This is a genomic window from Mycobacterium sp. URHD0025, from assembly GCF_000426065.1.
GTDB lineage: Bacteria > Actinomycetota > Actinomycetes > Mycobacteriales > Mycobacteriaceae > Mycobacterium.
Window position 1 is genome coordinate 32,383 of sequence record NZ_AUEQ01000015.1, and the last position, 21,705, is coordinate 54,087.

Annotated in this window: 21 protein-coding genes; 12 read left to right on the forward strand and 9 right to left on the reverse strand. The window is 65.1% G+C overall.

The genetic code is table 11. The annotated features are described in order from the left end of the window. Positions 1-22 precede the first annotated feature (22 nt). Positions 23-1,036 (forward strand): alpha/beta hydrolase, encoded by a 1,014-nt coding sequence (locus H977_RS33760; RefSeq protein WP_036476935.1) that lies wholly within the window; start codon positions 23-25, stop codon positions 1,034-1,036. 52 nt (positions 1,037-1,088) lie between these two features. Here H977_RS33760 and H977_RS35400 read toward each other — a convergent pair whose 3' ends face one another. After that, on the reverse strand, positions 1,089-1,430 hold the full coding sequence (locus H977_RS35400) for a hypothetical protein (protein WP_155946794.1): 342 nt from the start codon (positions 1,428-1,430) through the stop codon (positions 1,089-1,091). Here H977_RS35400 and H977_RS0123235 point away from each other — a divergent pair. Continuing rightward, on the forward strand, positions 1,429-2,289 hold the full coding sequence (locus tag H977_RS0123235; RefSeq protein WP_029110113.1) for a type IV toxin-antitoxin system AbiEi family antitoxin: 861 nt from the start codon (positions 1,429-1,431) through the stop codon (positions 2,287-2,289). The two genes, H977_RS35400 and H977_RS0123235, sit on opposite strands and share 2 nt — an antisense overlap. A 161-nt stretch (positions 2,290-2,450) precedes the next feature. On the opposite strand, the gene purH is transcribed toward H977_RS0123235, so the two are convergent. From purH to sfnG, 5 genes are all read right to left on the reverse strand, one after another. Further along, positions 2,451-4,013 (reverse strand): bifunctional phosphoribosylaminoimidazolecarboxamide formyltransferase/IMP cyclohydrolase, encoded by a 1,563-nt coding sequence (gene purH, locus H977_RS0123240; protein ID WP_029110114.1) that lies wholly within the window; start codon positions 4,011-4,013, stop codon positions 2,451-2,453. Further along, positions 4,010-4,639, reverse strand: coding sequence for a phosphoribosylglycinamide formyltransferase (gene purN / locus H977_RS0123245; protein ID WP_029110115.1), 630 nt, complete (start codon positions 4,637-4,639; stop codon positions 4,010-4,012). The genes purH and purN overlap by 4 nt, the downstream gene beginning before the upstream one ends. Positions 4,640-4,649: 10 nt before the next feature. After that, positions 4,650-6,206 carry a cell division protein PerM gene (locus H977_RS0123250; RefSeq protein ID WP_029110116.1) on the reverse strand — a complete coding sequence of 519 codons (1,557 nt, stop codon included), beginning with the start codon at positions 6,204-6,206 and terminating at the stop codon, positions 4,650-4,652. Between the two features lie 60 nt (positions 6,207-6,266). Beyond that, positions 6,267-7,106, reverse strand: a complete 840-nt coding sequence (locus tag H977_RS0123255; protein WP_029110117.1) for a DUF5336 domain-containing protein — start codon at positions 7,104-7,106, stop codon at positions 6,267-6,269. A gap of 134 nt (positions 7,107-7,240) precedes the next feature. Beyond that, complete coding sequence (gene sfnG / locus H977_RS0123260) at positions 7,241-8,371, reverse strand: dimethylsulfone monooxygenase SfnG (protein WP_029110118.1); 1,131 nt, start codon at positions 8,369-8,371, stop codon at positions 7,241-7,243. A 140-nt stretch (positions 8,372-8,511) separates the two neighbouring features. Here sfnG and H977_RS0123265 point away from each other — a divergent pair, with 140 nt between their 5' ends. After that, positions 8,512-9,360: an LLM class F420-dependent oxidoreductase gene (locus tag H977_RS0123265; RefSeq protein WP_029110119.1), complete on the forward strand. Its 849-nt coding sequence runs from the start codon at positions 8,512-8,514 to the stop codon at positions 9,358-9,360. A gap of 111 nt (positions 9,361-9,471) precedes the next feature. On the opposite strand, the gene H977_RS0123270 is transcribed toward H977_RS0123265, so the two are convergent. Further along, on the reverse strand, positions 9,472-10,998 hold the full coding sequence (locus H977_RS0123270; protein ID WP_029110120.1) for an acetyl-CoA acetyltransferase: 1,527 nt from the start codon (positions 10,996-10,998) through the stop codon (positions 9,472-9,474). A 103-nt stretch (positions 10,999-11,101) separates the two neighbouring features. Here H977_RS0123270 and H977_RS0123275 point away from each other — a divergent pair, with 103 nt between their 5' ends. The 7 genes from H977_RS0123275 (at position 11,102) to H977_RS0123305 (ending at position 17,306) form a co-directional block, all read left to right on the forward strand. After that, the gene (locus H977_RS0123275; RefSeq protein ID WP_029110121.1) at positions 11,102-11,395 is read left to right on the forward strand and encodes a type VII secretion target; all 294 of its coding nucleotides are present in this window, start codon (positions 11,102-11,104) and stop codon (positions 11,393-11,395) included. 15 nt (positions 11,396-11,410) lie between these two features. After that, entirely contained in the window at positions 11,411-12,868 is a 1,458-nt protein-coding gene (locus tag H977_RS0123280; protein ID WP_029110122.1) for a hypothetical protein, read from the forward strand. Positions 12,869-12,883: 15 nt separating this feature from the next. Then, the gene (locus H977_RS0123285; RefSeq protein WP_029110123.1) at positions 12,884-13,405 is read left to right on the forward strand and encodes a hypothetical protein; all 522 of its coding nucleotides are present in this window, start codon (positions 12,884-12,886) and stop codon (positions 13,403-13,405) included. Continuing rightward, positions 13,405-13,893 carry a hypothetical protein gene (locus H977_RS33765; protein WP_036476938.1) on the forward strand — a complete coding sequence of 163 codons (489 nt, stop codon included), beginning with the start codon at positions 13,405-13,407 and terminating at the stop codon, positions 13,891-13,893. The genes H977_RS0123285 and H977_RS33765 overlap by 1 nt, the downstream gene beginning before the upstream one ends. Beyond that, positions 13,893-14,477 carry a hypothetical protein gene (locus H977_RS0123295; protein WP_029110124.1) on the forward strand — a complete coding sequence of 195 codons (585 nt, stop codon included), beginning with the start codon at positions 13,893-13,895 and terminating at the stop codon, positions 14,475-14,477. Before H977_RS33765 ends, H977_RS0123295 begins: the two co-directional genes overlap by 1 nt. Before the next feature lie 304 nt (positions 14,478-14,781). Then, the gene (locus H977_RS0123300; RefSeq protein WP_029110125.1) at positions 14,782-15,396 is read left to right on the forward strand and encodes a TetR/AcrR family transcriptional regulator; all 615 of its coding nucleotides are present in this window, start codon (positions 14,782-14,784) and stop codon (positions 15,394-15,396) included. Positions 15,397-15,437: 41 nt separating this feature from the next. Beyond that, a complete protein-coding gene (locus H977_RS0123305; RefSeq protein ID WP_029110126.1) occupies positions 15,438-17,306 on the forward strand; it encodes a S9 family peptidase in 1,869 nt (622 codons plus the stop codon). Between the two features lie 118 nt (positions 17,307-17,424). On the opposite strand, the gene sucD is transcribed toward H977_RS0123305, so the two are convergent. Both sucD and sucC read right to left on the reverse strand, forming a co-directional pair. Then, positions 17,425-18,327: a succinate--CoA ligase subunit alpha gene (gene sucD / locus H977_RS0123310; protein ID WP_029110127.1), complete on the reverse strand. Its 903-nt coding sequence runs from the start codon at positions 18,325-18,327 to the stop codon at positions 17,425-17,427. 14 nt (positions 18,328-18,341) lie between these two features. Next, entirely contained in the window at positions 18,342-19,505 is a 1,164-nt protein-coding gene (gene sucC / locus H977_RS0123315) for an ADP-forming succinate--CoA ligase subunit beta (RefSeq protein ID WP_029110128.1), read from the reverse strand. Positions 19,506-19,788: 283 nt separating this feature from the next. Here sucC and H977_RS0123320 point away from each other — a divergent pair, with 283 nt between their 5' ends. Next, positions 19,789-20,904, forward strand: a complete 1,116-nt coding sequence (locus H977_RS0123320; RefSeq protein ID WP_029110129.1) for a M23 family metallopeptidase — start codon at positions 19,789-19,791, stop codon at positions 20,902-20,904. Then, positions 20,905-21,603 carry a hypothetical protein gene (locus tag H977_RS0123325; protein ID WP_051289022.1) on the forward strand — a complete coding sequence of 233 codons (699 nt, stop codon included), beginning with the start codon at positions 20,905-20,907 and terminating at the stop codon, positions 21,601-21,603. Positions 21,604-21,705 lie beyond the last annotated feature (102 nt).

Genomic DNA, 21,705 nt, shown 5'->3' on the forward strand with positions numbered 1-21,705 from the left:
GGTACCCGGTACCCTTGGTACCGTGAATTCGCTCGATTGGCGTACCCGGCCGGCCACTGTGCACTTCGGTCCCGCATCTCTGCAGTCCAGAGCACTCGGCTGGGCCACCGCAATCTTCGTCCGTCCATTGCTGGGTCTACTGACCGTGATCGGAATGGGCGTCAACCGGGTCGCGCCCGCCCTGCTGCAGCGGGCGCGCCTCGACATCATCGACCGGCCACTGCGGGTCATCAAGCCGCTGCCCGGCACCGAGGTGACCCCGGTGGCGCTGCCCCACTGCCCGGCCGAATGGGTGATCGCCCCCGAGGCCCGCGACTCCGATTCGGTGATCGTCTACCTGCACGGCTCGGCGTTGGTCACCCTCGGCCTGAACTCCCATCGACGCTTCGTGTCGAAGCTGTCGGCCAGCACCGGGGCGCGCGTGCTCAACGTCGGCTACCGGCTGGCCCCGCAGGCCGACATCGAGGATGCCGTCGCCGACGGGCTCGACGGCTACCGCCTGGCGCTGTCGCTCGGGTTCGCGCCCGATCGTATTGTCCTGGCCGGTGATTCAGCCGGCGGACTGTTCGCCGCCGACACAGCCCTGGCCGCCCGCGATGCCGGGCTGCCGGTGCCCGCCGGGCAGGTGCTGCTCTCACCGTTGACGTCATCCGACATGGACCTGAAATACCGTGCGCTGCAAGAACACCGGGATGTCATGTTCCCGTTCATGACGGTGAAGTTCATCTATGACGTGTTCGCGACGGTCAACGGCACCAGGCCCACACCGGTGATGCCGCCCGAGGCGGATCTGCATGGGCTCGGCCCGTTCCTGCTCCAGGTCGGCACGCACGAAATGCTGCTGAACGACGCCTTCGCCCTCGCCGACAAACTTCAGGCCGCCGGCGTTCCGGCGTGGGTTCAGGTGTGGGACAGGGCAATGCACATGTTCCAGCTGAGCTTCGACGTCAACCCCGACGCGCGACGCGCGGTCGAGGAGATCACGTCGTTCATCACGTATGCGACTGCGGAGGTCGAGGACGAGGCGAGCGCGTAGGGCTTGTGTCTTGCGTGCGGGCGGCTTGCGTGCGGGGTGCGGGCGTCGTTTTCTACCTAGGGGTCGCGCCCAGCGCGTGATTACGACCCTGGCGTAGAAAGCGGCGAACGACCTTGGCAGGCACCGCGTCGTTTTCCACCTGTGGGCTGTCGAGCGCGCGGTTCGGCGACCATGCGGTAGAAAGCGGCGCAGACGCATTGGCGGGCACCACACCGTTTTCCACGCACGGGTTGTAGAGCGCGCGGTTCGGCAACCACACGGTAGAAAGCGGCGCAGACGCATTGGGCGCCAGCGGCACTCGTTGATCCACAGCGCGTGGTTCATCCCCAACCTCAGCAGAAGCGCACCCGAGCGCCGTCGATCCGTCGGTCACGTTGTTGATCGTCGGAGCCATGAGCATTCCATTCATCGGATCAGAGGCGCTCGCGGCGGGCAGCCTCACCCGCGGCCAACTGCGATGGCGATACGCCGCGGCTCATCCACGCGTCTACCTTGCGAAGGACTCCGTCCGGAACCTGAGCTCCAACACCATGGCCGCATGGCTGTGGACTGGCCGTCGTGGAATCGTCGCCGGCCGGGCAGCTGCAGCGCTGCACGGCGCGCAATGGGTCGACGACGCTTCGCCGGTGGAACTGATCACCGAGCACGGGCGTCGGCGGCCCGGAGTAATCGTGCGCGAGGAACGCATCCGGCCCGACGAGATCTGCCAGGTCGGCGATTTCAGGGTCACCACACCGCTTCGCACGGCGCTTGACCTCGCGCGCTTTCTTCCCCGTGACGAGGCGGTTGCTCATCTCGACGCACTGGCCATCGCGACAGGCGTCGATGCCGAGCAAGTGCTAGAACTGGCTGCGCGGTATCGCGGGCTGCGTGGAATCCGAAGCGCCCGCAGAGCACTCGATCTGATGGATGCCGGTGGACAGTCTCCGCGGGAGACCTGGCTGCGGCTGCTCCTCATCGACGCGGGCTACCGGCGCCCTCGGACGCAGATCCGGGTGAGTGACAGCTTCACCGAGGTGTTCATCGATATGGGCTATGACGATGTCAAGGTCGGATTGGACTACGAAGGTAAACACCACGCCACAGACCGCGCCCGTGTCGTGCACGACATCGGCCGCAACGAGCTCATCGAACGCGAAGGCTGGATCGACATCCGCGTCGTGGCCGAGCACAGCAGGGCGTTCATCCTGCACAGGGTCCGTGAGGCATTTGCCCGGCGTGGTGCTTCGCCGTTTGCTACCTCTGGGTCGTGATCGTGGACTCACCACAGCCCGGGCGTAGGAAACGGCGCAGGCACCCGCAACAGCGGTGCGCCGTTTTCTACCTGGGGGTCGCCACATCACGCGATCGACCGCCCAGGTGTCGAAAACGGCGCCCAACCGCGCAACCGCCCAACCGCCCACCACACAACCGACTAGTGCGCGAAATGCCTTGCACCGGTGAGGTACAACGTGATGCCGGCAGCCTCGGCAGCGGCCGTCACCTCAGCGTCGCGCACCGATCCGCCGGGGTGCACGATCGCCTTGACACCGGCATTCGTCAGCGTCTCGAGGCCGTCGGGGAACGGGAAGAACGCATCGGAGGCGCCCACCGAACCGGTCACGCGGTCGCCCGCCCGCTGCACGGCCAGCCTGGCCGCGTCGACGCGATTCACCTGCCCCATACCGACACCCACGGTCGCGCCATCCTTGGCGATCACGATGGCGTTGGACTTCACCGCACGGCAGGCCCGCCAGGCGAACGCCAGATCGCTCAGAGTCTGCGGGTCGGCGGGCGCACCGGTGGCCAGCGTCCAGTTCGCCGGATCGTCACCCGCCGCGTCGAGTGCGTCGCGCTGCTGCAGCAGCACCCCGCCGCTGATCTGGCGCAGCTCGACGCCACCGACCAGCGGCTCCGACGCCACCAGGATGCGGATGTTCTTCTTGCGGGCCAAGATCTCGACGGCACCGGGCTCGTACGCCGGGGCGACGATGACCTCGGTGAAGATGTCGGCAACGGTCTCGGCCATCTCGACACTGACCTCGGTGTTGGAGGCGATGACGCCACCGAACGCACTCAGCGGATCACACTCGTGGGCCTTGCGATGCGCATCAGCCACCGACTCCGAGGAGATCGCGATGCCACACGGGTTGGCGTGCTTGATGATCGCCACGCAGATCTCTTCGTGGTCGAACGCCGCCCGCCACGCCGCGTCGGCATCGGTGTAGTTGTTGTAGGACATTTCCTTGCCGTGCAGCTGCTCGGCTTGGGCCAGCCCCGGCCATGCGGAGTCGTCGCGATACACCGCGGCCTGCTGATGCGGGTTCTCGCCGTAGCGCAGCACCGCGCTGCGATGCCAGGTGCCGCCAAACCACTGCGGCAGCTTCTGCGCGGGCTCTTCCGGCGCCAGCGTCGACCCCATCCAGCTGGCCACCGCCACGTCGTACTCGGCGGTGTGCCGGAATGCCAACGACGCCAGAATCTTCCGCTCGGCCAGAGTGAAGCCCCCGGCCCGCACCGCGGCCAGCACACCGTCATAGCCCAGCGGATCCACCACCACGGCCACACTCGGATGGTTCTTGGCGGCCGCACGCACCATCGACGGCCCGCCGATGTCGATCTGCTCGACACACTCGTCCACAGATGCCCCGGACTCCACGGTCTCGGAGAACGGGTACAGGTTCACCACCACGAGTTCGAACGCCTCGACCTGAAGTTCCTGCAGCGCCGCAACATGTTCGGCCTTGCGGGTATCGGCCAGCAGTCCGGCGTGCACTCGCGGGTGCAGCGTCTTGACGCGGCCGTCGAGCACCTCGGGGAAACCCGTCACCTCTTCCACCGGCGTGACCGGAACACCGGCGGCGGCAATCGTTTTGGCGGTCGATCCGGTGGAGACGATGGCCACGCCCGCCTCATGCAGGCCGCGGGCCAGATCGGCCAGGCCGGTCTTGTCATAGACACTGATCAGCGCTCGCCGGATCGGTTTCTTCTCGCTCACCCTATGGTCGCCTTTCGTCCAGTCCAGGTCACGCCGCGGATTGCCAGCGCGGCCAACACATCCACGAGCAGTCGACGTTCGACCACCTTGATGCGCTCATGCAAAGTCTCTTCAGTGTCATCATCGAGCACCTCGACGGCCTGCTGGGCCAGAATCGGCCCGGTATCCATCCCGGAGTCCACGAGATGCACCGTGCAGCCCGTCACCCGCACGCCATACGCCAGCGCCTCGGGCACCGCATGCGCGCCGGGAAAAGCGGGCAGCAACGCCGGATGGGTGTTGACCACGCGGCCCGGGAATCGGGAAAGGAATTGGCCGCCGAGAATTTTCATGAACCCGGCCGAGACCACCAAGTCGGGTTCGTGTTCGGCGGTGGCCGCGGTGAGTGCGGCATCCCAGGCGTCGCGGTCGGGGTAGTCGCCCAGCCGGCAGGTGTAGGACGGCAATCCCGCCGCTGCCGCGATGTCCACCGCGGCACACTTCCGGTCGGTTCCTACCGCGACCACGCGCGCCGGATAGTCATCATTGGCGGCGGCCAGTAGCGAGGCGAGCAACGACCCTGTCCCCGAAGCCAGCACTACCAGCCGTGCCGGTGCACTCGGGGGCACTCGTAGCGGTTGCTGCACGCGCAGCAGCCTAGTCGCCCGCACGGCGCGACTGATCGCCGGTCACTGGGTCGTCGGGCATGTCGTCGACGATGAAGTGCTCCTCGGGATCGTCGTCGAGGTCTTCGTAGCGCGGGGGACGCGGTTCGTAGACGGTTTCCTGCACGTCGTCGTATTTATCGTCGTCGTATTTATCGTCGTCGTATTTATCGTCGTCGTATTCGTCGTCGCCGTGTTCGTCGTACTCGCCCGGCACCGCCTCCGGTTCGACGGGCTCGTCCGCCGTCGGCTCCTCGGCAGACCACGACACCAGCGGCTGGTCAGGTTCGGGCTCGGGTTCGGGACCGACCTCGTCGTCCGACTCGACGTACTCGGCGTACTCGACCTCATCCTCGGGCTCGGGCTCCGGAGCGGTCTCGGACTCGACCGGCTCGGGTTTGGGCGGCACGACGGGGCGGGGCTTGCGGGTCAGGCCACCGGACATGGCCACGGTCAGCCCGCCGATCCCGGCGAACCAGAGGAACACCGCGGGCGCGAACGTCGTCTGATCCACCCCGACGTCGCCGAAGTTGCCCAGCCGACCGCCACCGGCATAGCCGAGCAAAGCCATCGTCAGCGCCGCCAGAACCGATGCCACCAGCAACTTGCCCGTCGCCGCCCCGATCGGCAACGGCCGCCGCGCACACTGCTGGCCCAGCGCCACCGCCGAGGCCGCTCCCACGATCAGCAGCGCCACCCAGATGGGGCCCAACGGCGGCGTGGGCACCGCGGCCAGCACCGGCACCGCGGGGATGTCGCCGCCGAACACCGTGAACGAACTGAAAGCGGCCAACCCCACATGGGCGCTGGATCCGACCGCCATGGCCGACGCGCCCACGATCACGTTGGGGATGTAGAGGATCGACAGCAGGGTCAGGCTGAGCTGGCCGAAGAGGCTGTCGGTGATCGCGAACAGGTCGTGCATCGTGCCCCAGTGCACCACCAGCGACATGGCCGTCACCGCCCCGGAAAGACCGAAAAGGGCCAGCACACCGGCGGTCGCGGCGCGGAACGCCTCAGGCAGCCAGCCCGGCAGGGGCGAGGCAGCCAGCGTCCGCCTGCCAACCTTCGAGCCGACCCCGATCAATGCGCCGATCACATGCACGATCAGCACGCTGCAGAACGCGCGCAGGGCGCTGGGGGTTTGCAGTTCGCTGATCACCGAGGCTGCGTCATGAATGACGGCCAACAGGATGGCCGCGATCAGAATCGGTCCGCCCAACGCTGAGGCGACGACCCAACGAGTGACGAACCAGGAGGAATTGGCGGCAGTGGCCGCGGCCGTCGTGCGCGCGGTGCCCCAGATCATCGCCAGCACCGGCAGCAGGGGCATCACCCCGAGTTCGCGGCCGCCGATCGACACCGGCACCTGATGCACGCCCAGCCACATGCTGGCGATCGCACCGAGCGCGCCCGTCATGTCGCTGTTGGCGATGAGCAGTTGCAACAGCACAACCGCGGCAATGACCACCAGCGCTACGACGGACGGCCCGAAGGCGACCCGGAGCAGATCACGTGCCTGGCGGGTGCCGACTGGCCGGTTACTCACTTGCTGGGCTGCTCCTCGCAATGATCGGCGCGTGCGCGGGAAGCGCACGCGCCGATCAGCTTACGACGACGCGGGGCCAGATTGCTGTGAAGGCGACTGCTGTGCCTGCGGCTGTGCCGGGACAGAGCTGGTGGGCGCCGACGAACCCGACTGCTGCGGCTGGCCGTAGGTGGGGTAGCCGGTCGGAGGGGTCGGCGGGCCGCTCGGCTGCTGACCCTGCTGGCCCTGCGGCGACTGAACGGGGAAACCACCGGTGTTCGACGAACCCGAGTAACCGCCGTACTGCGACGGGTAACCGGGACGCTGCGGCTGAGCCTGCTGGTAGGGCTGGCCACCATGCTGCGGCTGGTGCTGCTGACCGTAGTACTGCGACGGGCCACCGTACTGGCCGTACTGCGGCTGCTGGTCGAACTGGGGCTTGGGCGCCGGAGGCGTGATGATGCCTGCATCGAACAGCAGCGCGGTGATGGCGGCGCCGGCCTCGACCAGAGTGAGCACGAGAAGCGTGTACAGCGTCCAGTCGGCATCGCTGCCTGCGGCCACCAGAAGCGTGATCGAGAGCAGGAACGCCAGGGTCGCGAGGACAGCCGCCACGGCGCCGCGGTTCTTCTGCTTGGGCAGCAGGCTCACGCCGGCCAACAGTCCGGCCACCAAGGCCAGCGGCACGATCAGGGTGCCGAGCACGACCTGGAGCTCGAGAGCGAAACTCACGAAGTAGGTGAGCAGGCCCGCAACGGCCACGACGGCCAGCAGGATCTCGGGCAACTTGTTCTCACCGGGTGCGGCGTTGGCCGGAGCGGCGGGCGCAGGAGCCGGTACAGCCTTGGCGAACTGCTGGGTTGCATCGAACTGCGAACCCGGCTGCGGCGGGTATCCGGGGTTACTGGGCGGGTAGGTCATGACCTCTCCTGTGCTATCGAGCTTCGCGACGTGTGTTCACGCAGGCATGAATACCGACCACGTGAGCGATTCGAGCTTCCACGCTAGCGCACCCAGCTGGGTGTCGGGCGTGCGCGCGTGGTGTCGGAGCGGTCTCAAGCTGATACCAGGACGGGTGTGTCGGCGGAATCTGTTTCGCTGGCCTCGATTTCGCGCACCAGCGGCAGAACCTTCGCGCCGAAGTACTCGATTTCCTCTTGGAAATGCAGGAATCCGCCCAGGATGAGGTCCACGCCACGTTTGCGGTATGCGGCAATGCGTTCGGCGATCTGCTCGGGTGTGCCGATCAATTGTGTGCGGAAGCCGTCGTTGTACTGCACCAGATCCTCAAAACTGGAATCGGCCCACATACCCTTCTTGTCACCGGTTGAGTTGCCTGCCTGTTGCACCGCACTGCGGAAGCCTTCGACCGCGGGCTTGTTGGCCTTGGCGACGATCTCTTTCAGTGTCTCCTTTGCTTCCTTTTCGGTGTCGCGGGCGATGATGAAGCCGTTCAGACCGACCCTCACCTCACGGCCTGCGTCACGGGCATGGTCGCGGACCTCGACAACCTGTTCGGTGATGCCCTCGAAGTCTTTGCCGTTCGAGAAGTACCAGTCCGCGTAATGGCCGCCGTTGCGCCGCGCGGCGGTGGAATTGCCGCCCTGGAACAACTCGGGGTTGGGCCGCTCGGCGGTATTGAGGGGCTTGGGCTTGAGGGTGAAATCGTGGATGCGGTAGAAATCGCCGCGGAAGTCCACGTCGTCCTCTGTCCAGATCTTGCGTAACACCTGCAGGAACTCCGCACTGCGGCGGTAGCGCTCGTCGTGCTCGAGCCACGGTTCGCCCAGGTGGGTGAACTCGTCCTTGAACCAGCCCGAGACGACGTTGACCGCGAAACGGCCATTGCTGAGGTGATCGGCGGTAGCGCCGAGCTTGGCCAGCACGGCCGGCTGCCACAGGCCGGGGTGCACCGCGGCGATGACCTTGAGTCTCTCGGTGGCCAGCAACAAGGCGAGGCTGAAGCTGGTGGATTCGTGCTGGTACTCGGCGCCGTAGCTGGCCTCATAGCGAACCTGACTGAGGGCGTACTCGAAGCCGTTGTTCTCCGCGGTCTGGGCCAGCTTCTTGTTGTACTCGTAGTTCCAGTCGGTGCGCTGCTCGATATCGCTGGTCACGAGGCCGCCGCTGACGTTGGGCACCCAGTAGGCGAACTTGACGTGGTCGGCGATGCGTTCAGTCGTCATGTCGAGGATCCCAGCAAACGCCCGCGCCGCCGTCGCGGGTATCGCTCGCGGTGAAGTTTTCTCGTTCTGAGCGAGTTCCGAGCCGCCCAACGAGACGGACCGTCTTGCTACTCGGACTGAAACACGTTCTAATTCTGGACATGGACTATGGGCTCGTTCTCTTCACCAGTGACCGCGGCATTGCCCCGGCCAAGGCCGCCAAACTCGCCGACGATCACGGCTTCACGACGTTCTACGTGCCGGAGCACACCCATATCCCCATCAAACGGGAGGCCGCTCACCCCACCACCGGCGACGAGTCCCTGCCCGACGATCGCTACATGCGCACCCTCGATCCGTGGGTGTCGCTGGGCACCGCGTGCGCGGTGACCTCGCGGGTGCGGCTGTCGACGGCCGTCGCGCTGCCCGTCGAGCACGACCCGATCACGCTGGCCAAGTCCATCGCCACTCTGGACCACCTGTCCGGCGGTCGCGTCTCGTTGGGCGTCGGATTCGGCTGGAACACAGACGAACTCGCCGACCACAAAGTTCCGCCGGGTCGCCGCCGCACCATGTTGCGCGAATACCTGGAAGCCATGCGTGCGCTGTGGACCGAGGAAGAAGCCTCGTACGAAGGCGAATTCGTGAACTTCGGACCGTCGTGGGCCTGGCCCAAGCCCGTGCAGTCACACATCCCGGTGCTGGTCGGCGCGGCCGGCAACGAGAAGAACTTCAAGTGGATCGCCAAGTCGGCCGACGGCTGGATCACCACACCGCGCGACTTCAACATCGACGAACCGGTCAAGCTGCTGCAGGACACCTGGGCTGCCGCCGGGCGCTCGGGCGCACCCCAGATCGTGGCGCTGGACTTCAAGCCGGACCCTGAGAAGCTTGCGCACTGGCGCGAACTGGGCGTCACCGAGGTGCTGTTCGGGCTTCCGGACAAGTCCGAGGCCGACGTGGCCGCCTACGTCGAGCGGCTCGCGGGCAAGCTGGCGTCGCTCGTCTAGCTCGCGCTTGCTTTTCGCGCCGGCTTTCCGCGCCGAGATCAACGCCAGGGTCGTAAAAGTTCGAGGGGAACGACCCTGGCGTTGATTTTGTGGTTCGGCTGACGGGGCGTGCTACGCCAGCGTCGCAGTGTTCCGCTTCTCGCTGGATGCCACGACGATCGACGCGCCCAGTGGCTCACCGTCGCAGAGCAATTCCAGCAGCGCCTCGTCGGTAGTCGTCGCCAGGAAGCGGCTGCCGTCGGCGTCCAGGCGCCCGATGATGATGCCGGTGCGCGGCGTCCAGTCATAGCGCACCGTGTAAGTCTCGATTGTCGCTGAGCCGTCGGCCTTTTCGGTGATGGCCACGCGTTCCTGCGTGTTGAACTCCTCCTGCAGAGTGGCGCAGCCGTCGGCCACCCAATCGCCCGGCTCAGTGGAGTAGATGCCGACCGAGTACTTGCTCGCGATACCGCCGTTGCCGCCGACAAGGGCGAATCGTCCTGGCTTGTCGCGCATTTCACTGACAGCTTCGGCAATGCCGTGCATGGAGTAGTTGTTGCCCGGGCCGCCGAAGAAGGGCAGGCCACCCGTGAGTGTCAGACCTCGCTCATCGTCGGGCGCCAACCCGGTGCCGTCACAGATGTTGAACACCGGAAACGGGAAGCAACTGTAGAGATCGAACGCCGCGACGTCGTCAAGGCTGATGCCGGCGACCCGGAGGGCTTCATTCACCGCGATCACCGCCGCATCGCTGTACCCGAGTTCGGTGCGCTCCAGCAGCTTGATTTCCTTCATGTCGGCATGTCCGCGGAGGTACACCCACTTCTCTTCGGGCACACCGAGTTTCCGTGCGGTCTCCACCGACATCAGCAACACCGCGGCGCCCTGGTTGACCTGATCGCGGGCCACCATCATGCGTGGGTAGGGGTCACAGATCATCCGGTTGCTCTCGGTGACCGTGGCCAGCTCCTCGGCCGAACGCTCCACCGGAGACGACGAATAGGGGTTCTTGGCAGCCACTTTCGAGAAGGGGGCGAACAGCTCGGCCATCGCCTGCCGGTAGTCGGCCACCGTTAGCCCGAGCCGGGCCCGGCGCGCATTCTCCAGCAGGCCGTACTGCACCGGGGCGCCGATCAGCCCGTGCTTGATCGTGTACTCGTCGAAGATGCCGTCGTACCCGAAGCCGCGGTCCTCCAACTGACCCTCGATGGTCTCGGAGTGATCGGGCTTGTCGTCGCGCTTGGAGAAGTGGCGCAGCGTGGAGGTGTTCTCCGAGCCGAACAACATCACCACGTCGGCCTCGCCTTTGGCGATGGCAGCGGAGAACTCGGTGACCAGATGCTGCGGGCTCTGGCCGCCGATCACCTCGAGGATGGCGCGGGCCGGCTCAGCACCGACGTTGCGCGCCACCGAGCGTGGATAGTTGTTCGATATGCCCAGGGTGGGCGTCTGCGGGCCGGAGATCTCGAACTGCCGAGTACCCGCCACGGTGTCGATGGCTTGCGCCACGGCAGCAGCGTCGGCCCCGCAATCGTGGAGAGCTGCTTTGGCCGCCTCGGTGGCCAGCTCGACCGAGGACATCCCGCGGTAGCCGTCGAGATCGATGCGTTCGGTGAACTGTCCGACGCCGACGATGACGGGGGTGCGCGGATCGACCATGACAATCTCCTTGACGGGTGTTAATTCGCGAGGCTAACCGATTCAGGTTTGGAGAGGGAAATCGGTGCCCATCTGCCCTTATCAGGGGCATTAGGGTGAATGAGTGACGCAGCCGTTGAGAGTCGACACCGCAGCTCTGAAAGGGGCTGCCCGAGAGCTGGCCGCGATCAGCGACGAACTCGGAGATTCACTCACTCACGAATGGCAGCCTCCGGCCAATCAACCTTCAGCGAAGGCCACGGTTGCCGTCACCGCGGCCACGAATCACGTGATGAGCGAATGCTCGGCCAACCTTCTCACCTTCGCCGACAACATCGCCCAAGCCGCGCGCTATTACGACGCGACCGACTCGGCCGGCGCTCGAACCGTAATCAACTCGATGAACCCGCCGAAGTAGGAGTGCCGAGTCGAGATGCTGACGCGTTCTCGTATCGAGGGATGGACGACCGGCCACCTGCAATCTGCGTCGCTCGGGTGGGAGCGGGCCGCCAACATCATCGATGAGCAATACGGCAAGGCACAGAGCACAGTCGGCGGCGTTCCTTGGACAGGCCCGGCATCCGACCGCGCCAACGGTAAGTTGTCCGATAATTTGGCCAAGGTTCGGGCATCGCTCGATCTCATGAGGCAGGCTGCCGCCATTGCCAAGGCGGGTGCGGAATCCATTGGCACCGCGAAGAACGATGCAGTCAACGCGATCAAGAACACTGAGGGTCAGTTCTTCTCGGTGAGTGAAGAGTTGGCCGTCACCGACCGCTTGCCGTGGATCATCAGCCCTGCGCTGGCCCTGATGCGAAAACTGCAGGCGACGCACGCGCAAGCCGATATTCGCGCCAGGGCGTCCGTGCTCGAATGGACCGATCAACAGGTCGCCGACCAACTCGACGGCATGACAACGAAGTTGCGCGAGTTCGACCTCGAGGGTGGCAAGGGCGGCGAAACGGGCACCGGCAAGACGGGGGATCCGCAAATCACCGGCCTGCCTGGGCCGCTGCGGCCGGAAAGCAAGGCAGCAGACCTGAATTCCACACTTCCTGGGACTGGCATCGAGATCAGCGGCGACGGGCGCACCGGCTACCCCACATTGAACGGCGAGAAGAATCCGTTAGAGATAGAAGCGAACCAACCTTCACCGGACAACCCAAATGGGGAGGACAAAGTTCGGCCGCTCCCGACTGGCACAATCGTCGGCCCCGATGGCAAGCAGTACGCGCTGTACAGCGAAGTTCCGTACAAACTGCCCAACGGCAAAGATAACCCTGAGTATGCAACCTCTGATACGACTGTGGTCGACCTATCCGATCCATCGAAGAGCGTTGGCGTCCTGCCAGGAATATCGCAGGCGAGCGGCGCCTACGATCCGAAGACCAACAGGGTGGTGGTAGTCGGAAACACCGGCCCGCATCCCGGCGACCGGACGCGAGTGCTCTACGTGTCTGATCCAATCGACCCCGCAAACCCGAACGGCTGGATGCAGACACTCAAGCCACAGGGCGAAATACGGGGGCTCCCTGGAGACCGAGAAAGCCAGCTCGTTGCACTGAAAGGCGGTGGGTTCATGTTGGTCGGTTCGGACAACTTCAACAAGGACTTGCCCGGTGATCAACCGATCGGCGCGATAACCGCTTCCACACCAGAGGGATTACTGAATGCACGAGCAGTTCCGCTCTTCCCTCCGGGATCAGGCTGGCCAAGCGGAGCGGCCCCCTATGGTCCCACCGTCGTCGACACCGTCTACGACCCCGTCACTGGCAAGGAAACCGTGCAACTACGAGTGAGCACTTGGGAACGACCGCCAGATTGGAACGGGGAAGGCAATATGCCGTACAACCCCCAGACGTATAGAACTGACATTTCGGTCCAGCACTAATAGAGACGGGAACCCATGGGCGCCACGATGAGGACACGAGGGAACCGGCTGGCTGCGGCTGGCGCTTCCATCATCATTGCCTGTTTAACGCCGCTGACACCCGACGCTCACGCCCAACCGCCTGGGTTCCCCGACCTCAGCCAGTTCACGGAAGTCGATGCCGCGCAGTTCAGTCGCCCGTTCTCGTATGCGGAGCGTTGGGCGAACGTCTATTCGTTCTTCAGGACGCCCGACGGTGTCAACTGTGCAATCGGGCCAGGTTCGTGGTGCACGGGGAACATCCCGGGATTGCCGTCCAGCCAAAGCGACGCGTGCGCGTCCGTTCACCAGACGGGTGACAATCAACAGTTCACCTTCAGCACCGACGACATCACGTGTGAATCCACGAAAGACAAGTTGCTCAATCCTGGTCAGAAGCTGACCGACTCCCTGACCGGCACAACGTGTGTGGTCGGCCAAGGTCGCTTCACCGCCTGTATCAATCCACAAAGCGATCACGGATTTGTCCTGCAGCCCTCTGGCAGTTGGGTGTTCTGATGCGGCTGACGCGATACACGATCACCCTGCTACTCACCCTCACGGCATGTTCGTCGTCGCCACCGGAACTGCCCTCTCCCCCAACGGGTTTTCCCGACTTAAACGCGTTCAGAGCCGTCGACCGAAAGGACTTCAAACTAGGTGGCACGGCATTCGTCAGTCCAGATCAGATCAGTTGCCTCCTCGACTACGGACCGCACAAATCGGTCGTGTGTGGTGGCAACATTGACGGCATCGCCGATTCGGTAACAGGCACCGGTTGCCCTGAGGTACGCAAGCCAGAGGACGGACCGAGCGACGCACCCTACGTCATCTCACGGCCGGATGGGGATTGCGCCTCCGCGAGGGTTAAACCAATCACCGCCGGCAAGAAGCTCATTGGCGACAACAGCACCTGCGTCGTCGGCAAGAACAACTTGGTCGCCTGCATCGATGCCGACCACAAGCACGGTTTTGTCCTACAACCTTCGGGCAGTTGGACGTTCTGATGCGCGTTGCCTCGGCGATCGTCGCTGCGGTGCTGATGGCAACGCCACTGTGCGGATGCACGTCAACGCTTGAGGGCGAGGCGGTTTCGGGCCCAGCCTCACATCCGTCTCCCCCGCCCGGCACTTTCCCCGATCTCGCGGCGTTCAAGGTGGCCGACCTCGCGTCCTACACCAGCACCAACTGGCACCGCGACACCCTCGTCTCGTTCAGAGCGAAAGACGTCACGTGCCTGGCCAACGTGTACGGCCAGACGACAGGGGTCGATGGGCTCGGGATGATCGACTGCCGGGCCTCACGCCTACCTGGTTTCCCGAAGGATGCCGGCAGGCAAGACCTCCCCGGAAAGGCGCCGGCTTGGGAGACCGTCATGCAGTCGGTGAGTGAAACCTCCAATGGCGGCTTCGAATTCACATACGCGGGCGGCGGGCAGTGGAGCAAGGACCTCGAACTCCGAGAACTTCCCGCAGGACACAAGCTCGTGGTCAACGACTCCGGCTGCGCGGCCGGAGACGACTTCGTCGCTTGTTACACGGCCTTCCGCCATGGCTTCGTGATCTCACCGCGCGGGAGCTGGGCTTTCTAGCCGTCGCGCCTCACCGCTTTCTACACCTGGGTCGTTGAAGGCGCGTGGAGCGACCCAGGTGTAGAAAACCGCGCGGCGAAAACCCGCGTTCACCACGAGCCCGCCACCGCTTTCCACACCTGGGTCGTTGACGGCGTGTAGAGCGACCCAGGTGTAGAAAACCGCGCGACGAAAACCCGCGGAGCCGCCGGGAAAGCCAGCGGAAACCAGCCAAACCCGCCCTCACCAGCACACCTTGACGACTCTGTCACTTAGTGACACAGTGGAGCTGTCACTAAGTGACAGAGTTCTGGAGGTGAGGGCAATCGGCGAGAAGCAGGATCAGGCGCGTCTCGCCGTGTCGCGACATGCCTGCAAGTTGTTCTGGGAACACGGTGTCACCGGCACCAGCGGTGACGAGATCGCCGCGGCGGCAGGGCTTTCCACCCGCACGATCTGGCGATACTTCCGCGCCAAGGAAAGTTGTGTCGAACCGGTGCTGGCCAAATCCGCCGACCGGTTCATCGACATTCTCAATCGCTGGCCACACGATCTCTCGTTGGCCGAACACCTTGCCGCCGACGGGCTTTCGCATCCGATGACGCCGCAGGACGTCGAGGACGAGATCAGCGCGATGCGAATCGCCACCATGACCTCGTCCGAACCTGCCCTTCGGACGGCATATCTGATGGTTCACGACCGGATGGAGCAGGGCTTCATCCCGGTGATCGCCGAGCGACTGGGCCTGCCGGAAACAGATCTCACCGTCCGGCTGTGCGCAGCGGCCGTCACCGGTGCGTTCCGCGTCGTCGACGAAGACGTGAGTATCGCAGTGATCGTCGAAGGCAAGAAAGTCACCGAAGAGCAGGCGCTGTCGCTGATCGACCGGGCAATCCGCGACGCGACCAACGGGCGTCTCGGTGGGCCCGTCGTTTCCTGACACCCCTGAAAGAGCTTGTCCACAAACAACAAAGGAGCGGCATGGCGTTACCTGAACTCATCTCGGTAGAGGATTTCTTCAGCCCGCCCGAGCGCGCCGGAGCCAAGATCTCGCCCGACGGAACCAAGATCGCCTACCTGGCGCCGTGGAAGAACCGCCTCAACGTGTGGGTTCAAGACCTCGACGGCGATACCCCGCCGCAGTGTGTGACCGCGGACGAGACCCGCAGCGTGTACATCTACTCCTGGACCGACAATCCGCGATGGTTGCTCTACATGCAGGACACCGGCGGTGACGAGAACTTCCACGTGTACCGCGTCGACCTGGACGACCCCGACGCCGCCGCAGTGGATCTCACCCCGTTCCCGGGCGCCAGAGCGAGTTTCGACCTGCCCAAGGGCCGGCCCGGAAAAGCGATCGTACAGACCAACAACCGCAATCCTCAGCTGGTCGACGCCTACGAACTCGACATCGCCACCGGAGAACTCACCCTGGTGGCGGAGAATCCCGGGAACGTCATCACGTGGCTGTGCGCCCCCAACGGTGATCTGTTCACCAATACGCTGACCACCGACGGCGATGTCGAGATATCGCAATGGGACTCGGCCACAGCATCATTGCGCTCCATCAAGGTCTACGACGGCACCGATTACCCGCTGGGCATCTATCCGGTCGTCATCTCTCCGGACGGTACGGGCATCTGGCTCGGATCGAACGAGGGCAGTGACCGCGTCCGGCTGGCCCGCCTCGATGTGGCCACCGGCACCGAGACGGAGGTGGACAGCCACCCGACATTCGACCTCGGCAATCAGCAGGTGTTGCCTTCACCCTTCATCCTCAGCGAGAGCACGGGAGAACTGATCGGCGCCCGGTACTACGGGGAGCGCCAGGTGATCCATGCCCTCGACGCGAATTTCGGTGCGGTACTGGAGAATCTCACCAAACTCTCCGATGGGGACCTCGCCGGCATCTCGTCGGACGACTCCGGGCAGCGCTGGGTCGTCAACTTCACCCACGACCGCGACCCCTGGGCGACCTACCTGTACGACCACGCGACAGGCGAGAGCCGGCTGCTGTTCCGGCCGTACCCGAATCTGAATTCAGATTCGTTAGCGCCGATGGCACCGGTGACCATCCCCTCGCGCGACGGCCTCGACCTTCACTCCTATCTGACCCTGCCGGTCGGGGTCGAGCCCGCGGACCTGCCGTTGGTGCTGCTGGTGCACGGCGGCCCGTGGGCCAGGGATTGCTGGGGATTTCAGCCCGACGTACAGATGCTCGCCAATCGCGGATATGCGGTACTGCAGGTCAACTTTCGTGGCTCGACGGGCTACGGCAAAGCGTTCACCAAAGCGGCGATCGGTGAGTTCGCAGGCAAGATGCACGACGACCTGATCGACGCGGTGGACTGGGCGGTCAAGCAGGGCTACGCCGACCGGGACAAGGTGGCGATCTTCGGAGGCTCGTACGGCGGTTACGCCGCGCTCGTCGGGGTGACGTTCACGCCGGACGTGTTCGCGGCGGCCATCGATTACGTCGGCATCTCCAGCCTGGCCAACTTCATGCGCACGCTGCCGAATGTGGCTCGCCCGTTCCTGGCCACGAACTGGCATCTATATGTGGGGAACCACAACGATCCGGCGCAGGAAGCCGACATGCTGGCCCGCTCCCCCATCACGCGAGTGGATCAGATCCGCACACCGCTGCTGGTCATCCAGGGCGCCAACGACTCTCGCGTGGTGCAGGCCGAATCCGACAACCTCGTCGAGGCGCTACGCAGCCGCGGCGTCGAGGTCGAGTACATGGTCAAGGCCGACGAGGGACACGGATTTGTCAACCCGGACAACCAGATCGACATGTACCACGCTGTCGAGCGGTTCCTGGCCGAGCATCTCGGCGGGCGCGTCTAGGCACGAACGCGTCGAGCGTGCGTTCAGATCGCAAAAGACGCCTGTGACGCGATCTGCTTGCACGCTCGGCGCAAAAAGAAAGGCCCCCGCCGTGGCGGGGGCCTTTCCGTGTGGAGATCTACAGGCTTTCGAAGAGCTCACGAGCCAGCTTGGCGGTCTCGGACGGCGTCTTGCCGACCTTCACACCGGCAGCCTCGAGGGCTTCCTTCTTGGCCGAGGCGGTGCCCGACGAGCCCGACACGATGGCGCCGGCGTGGCCCATGGTCTTGCCCTCCGGAGCGGTGAAGCCCGCGACGTAGCCGACAACCGGCTTGGTGACGTTGGCCTTGATGTAATCGGCCGCACGCTCTTCGGCGTCGCCGCCGATCTCGCCGATCATCACGATGATCTTGGTCTCCGGATCCTTCTCGAACGCTTCGATGGCGTCGATGTGGGTGGTGCCGATGACCGGGTCGCCGCCGATGCCGATGGCGGTGGAGAAGCCGAGATCGCGCAGCTCGTACATCATCTGGTAGGTCAGCGTGCCCGACTTCGACACCAGGCCGATCGGGCCCTTGCCGGTGATGTTGTTCGGCGTGATGCCGACCAGCGACTCACCGGGGGTGATGATGCCCGGGCAGTTCGGTCCGATGATCCGGGTCTTCTGACCCTTCTCGACGTTATAGGCCCACGCATAGGCGCTGTCCTGCACCGGGATTCCCTCGGTGATGACCACCAGCAGCGGGATCTCGGCGTCGATGGCCTCGATGATGGCGTCCTTGGAGAAGGCCGGCGGCACGAAGGCGATCGACACGTCGGCGCCGGTCTCCTTCATGGCCTCGGCGACCGAGCCGAACACCGGCAGCTCGACGTCGTTGCCGTCCTTGTCTTTGTGCGAGACCTTGGTGCCGGCCTTGCGCGCGTTGACGCCACCGACGACCTGCGTGCCCGCCTTCAGCATCAGGGCGGTGTGCTTGGTGCCCTCACCGCCGGTGATGCCCTGGACGATGACCTTGGAATCCTTGTTCAGGAAGATAGACATTCTCGTTGGCTCCCTTACTTATTCGCCAGCTCGGCGGCCTTGTCGGCACCGGCGTCCATGGTTTCGGCCTGGATCACCAGGGGGTGGTTGGCCTCGGCCAGGATGCGGCGGCCCTCTTCGACGTTGTTGCCGTCCAGGCGGACGACGAGCGGCTTGTTGGCCTCGTCACCGAGGATCTGCAGTGCCTGCACGATGCCGTTGGCCACCGCGTCACACGCGGTGATACCGCCGAACACGTTGACGAACACGCTCTTGACCTGGCTGTCGTTGAGGATGACGTCCAGACCCGCGGCCATCACGGCTGCCGAAGCGCCACCGCCGATGTCGAGGAAGTTGGCCGGCTTCACGCCGCCGTGCTTCTCGCCCGCGTAGGCGACCACGTCCAGCGTCGACATGACCAGACCGGCACCGTTACCGATGATGCCGACGGCGCCGTCGAGCTTGACGTAGTTGAGGTCGTTCTCCTTGGCCTTGAGCTCCAGAGGATCGGTCGCGTCCTTGTCCTCGAACTCGGCGTGGCCGGGCTGACGGAAGTCGGCGTTCTCGTCCAGGGTGACCTTGCCGTCCAGGGCCAGGATCTGATCGTCGGGCGTGCGCACCAACGGGTTGACCTCGACCAGGGTGGCGTCCTCACCGACGAAGACCTCCCACAGCTTCTGGATGGTCACCGCGGCAGCGTCGAGCACCTCGGCGGGCAGCTTGCCCTTCTCGGCGATCTCACGAGCCAGCGCCAAGTCGACACCCTTGACGGCGTCGACGGGCACCTTGGCCAGAGCGTCGGGGTTCTCCTCGGCGGTTACTTCGATCTCCACGCCGCCCTCGACCGAGCACATGGCGAGGTAGGTGCGGTTGGCGCGATCGAGCAGGAAAGAGATGTAGTACTCCTCGGCGATGTCGCTCGCCTCGGCAACCAGCAACTTTTTGACGACGTGACCCTTGATGTCGAGACCAAGGATGTTCTGCGCGTGCGTCAGGGCGTCATCGGCGGTGGCTGCGTACTTCACGCCGCCGGCCTTGCCGCGGCCGCCGACCTTCACCTGCGCCTTGATCATCACGGGCTTGCCGATTTCGGTGGCGATCGCCTTGGCGTCCTCCGCCGAGTCGGTCACCCGGCCCGGGGTTGTGGGGACGTTGTGCTTGGCGAACAGCTCTTTCGCCTGATATTCGAAGAGATCCATGTGCTTCCTAGATAGGCGTGGTCTGTCTGCTTCGGCTTCGAACGCGCTTCGAAGCTGCCCTGTCCGGTACCTTTGGACGGGCCCGGGGGAACTTTATCCATCCCCCAGTGATGGATTGGCACCGCCTCCTGCTCATGTGGTAGATCTCACCGCGTGCGGGAGGTGATACGGATCACATTCCGACGCGGAATAGACCCATAAGTTGCCACCATCATTGGGATTTGGTTAACGTGCCTCTGGTCCAGATAACGTTCAGGTCACGACGAAGAAGGATTCTCGAGTCTTGCCGCAGCATCGTTCGTCCGCAGCCCCACGAGGGGTGACGACGGACGCGCGCCGCCGGAGGCGCCGTGTTTCGCCTGACGAGCTGGACGCCGCCGAGGTCACCGACGTCATCCCCTTCAGCGCTTTCGAAGCCTTCGACGACCGTGCCGGACTGGTTGAGCGCGAGTCGGATGACCGCGAATCCGTCGTGATCTACGCCGCAGAACTCGATGACATGGACGACACCGACGACCTGGTGCCCGTCCGTCTCGCCGTACCTTCACGCTTCCGGCCTGACACCGAGGGCGAGCGCCGCCCGTCGTCCGCGCGCAGCACGCGGAATTCCACGTACGCCTACCGCGACAGCCACACCGATGTGAGTGACGGCATGGCCGCCACCGACGTCATCGACATGGCGGGCCGCCGTGGTGCGCACCGCAAGGAGCACGCCGGCGCCGTCAAGAGCCGCCTGATGATCGCCGCCATGGCCGCGGGTGCCACCGCCGCGGGCGCCTACTCGTTGGGCAACCCGACCGAAACCCACGCCGACGACACGATCCTGGCCTCGGAGGGCACCCACGTCGAAGGCGCGTCCGTCACCGGCTCGGTGGACGGCATGCAGATCGTCTCGGTCTCCTCGACCGCCGATACCTCGGTGCATGCCGAGGAGATCACCAAGGCCGCCGCCTTCGCGCAGGAACGTGCCGAGCGCGAGGCCCGGCTGTCCCGCCCGCTGTTCGTCATGCCCACGAAGGGCTATGTCTGGACTTCCAACTTCGGTTACCGGTGGGGCGTGCTGCACGCCGGCATCGACCTGGCGAGCCCGATCGGCACCCCGATCGTGGCGGTCTCCGACGGCGTCGTGATCGCCGCGGGCCCGACCGCGGGCTACGGCGCCTGGGTCAAGCTGCGCCACGCCGATGGCACCGTCACGCTCTACGGCCACATCAACACCTGGCTCGTCAGCGAGGGTGACCGGGTGATGGCCGGCGATCAGATCGCGACGGTCGGCAACCGGGGTTATTCGACCGGCCCCCACCTGCATTTCGAAGTTCTGCAGAACGGTACGAGCCGCATCGATCCGGTGCCCTGGCTGAACAAGAGAGGTCTCAGCGTCGGCAGCTATGTTGGCTGAGTGAGCGACGACGAGCAGTTGGCGGCCGATCACCTCGACGAAGACGACGACCGCACCCGCATCATCCGGCGCCAGCCGCAGGACCCGGTGTCCAAGCCTGTGCCGGTCGGTGACGAGCCCCACACCAGCATCATCCGGCGTCATCCCACGGGCGCGATTCCCACCGCAGCCGACGCGGAACCCCAGACCAGCCTGATCCCCGGTTCCACCGGCGGCTTCGGCAGCTCCGGCAGCGATGCCCAGACGGGCCTCATCGGCCCCGCGGACGACGCCGGCACGAGCTACGTGCCGCGTGCCCGGCCCGTGATCATTCCCCGCGCCTCCCACGGCATCAATCCCCGCACGTCCATCGTGGCGGCCACCTTCGCGATCCTCAGCGGGTGGGCGACCGGCGTCATCGCCACCGATCTGATCGCCGGCTGGTGGCGCACCGACCGATTGTTCTGCGTGGCCATCGGTTTCCTGGCGGCGATCTCGGCTGCAGCAACCATCGGCGGGCTCATCGCATTGTTGCTGCGGCGCCGGATGGGCCGGCTGCTGGTTATCGTCGGCGCCGTCATCGGCCTGCTGATCTTCGCCAGTCTGTTCATCGCCGGGGCCCGGCTTCATCCGGTCGTCTACGCGATGCCGGTGCTTCCGCTGACCGCCATCCTGTTCACGATGCTGCCCGCGACCGGGCGGTGGAGTGCGCGGAGATAAGCGGACTCAAGTGGTGTCGGGGTGGTTCACAGCTTCCGGTCAGACTGAGCCAAACCGTCGACCCGCATTCGGGGCCCGCGTGTACTAGGGCGGATTCGCGTG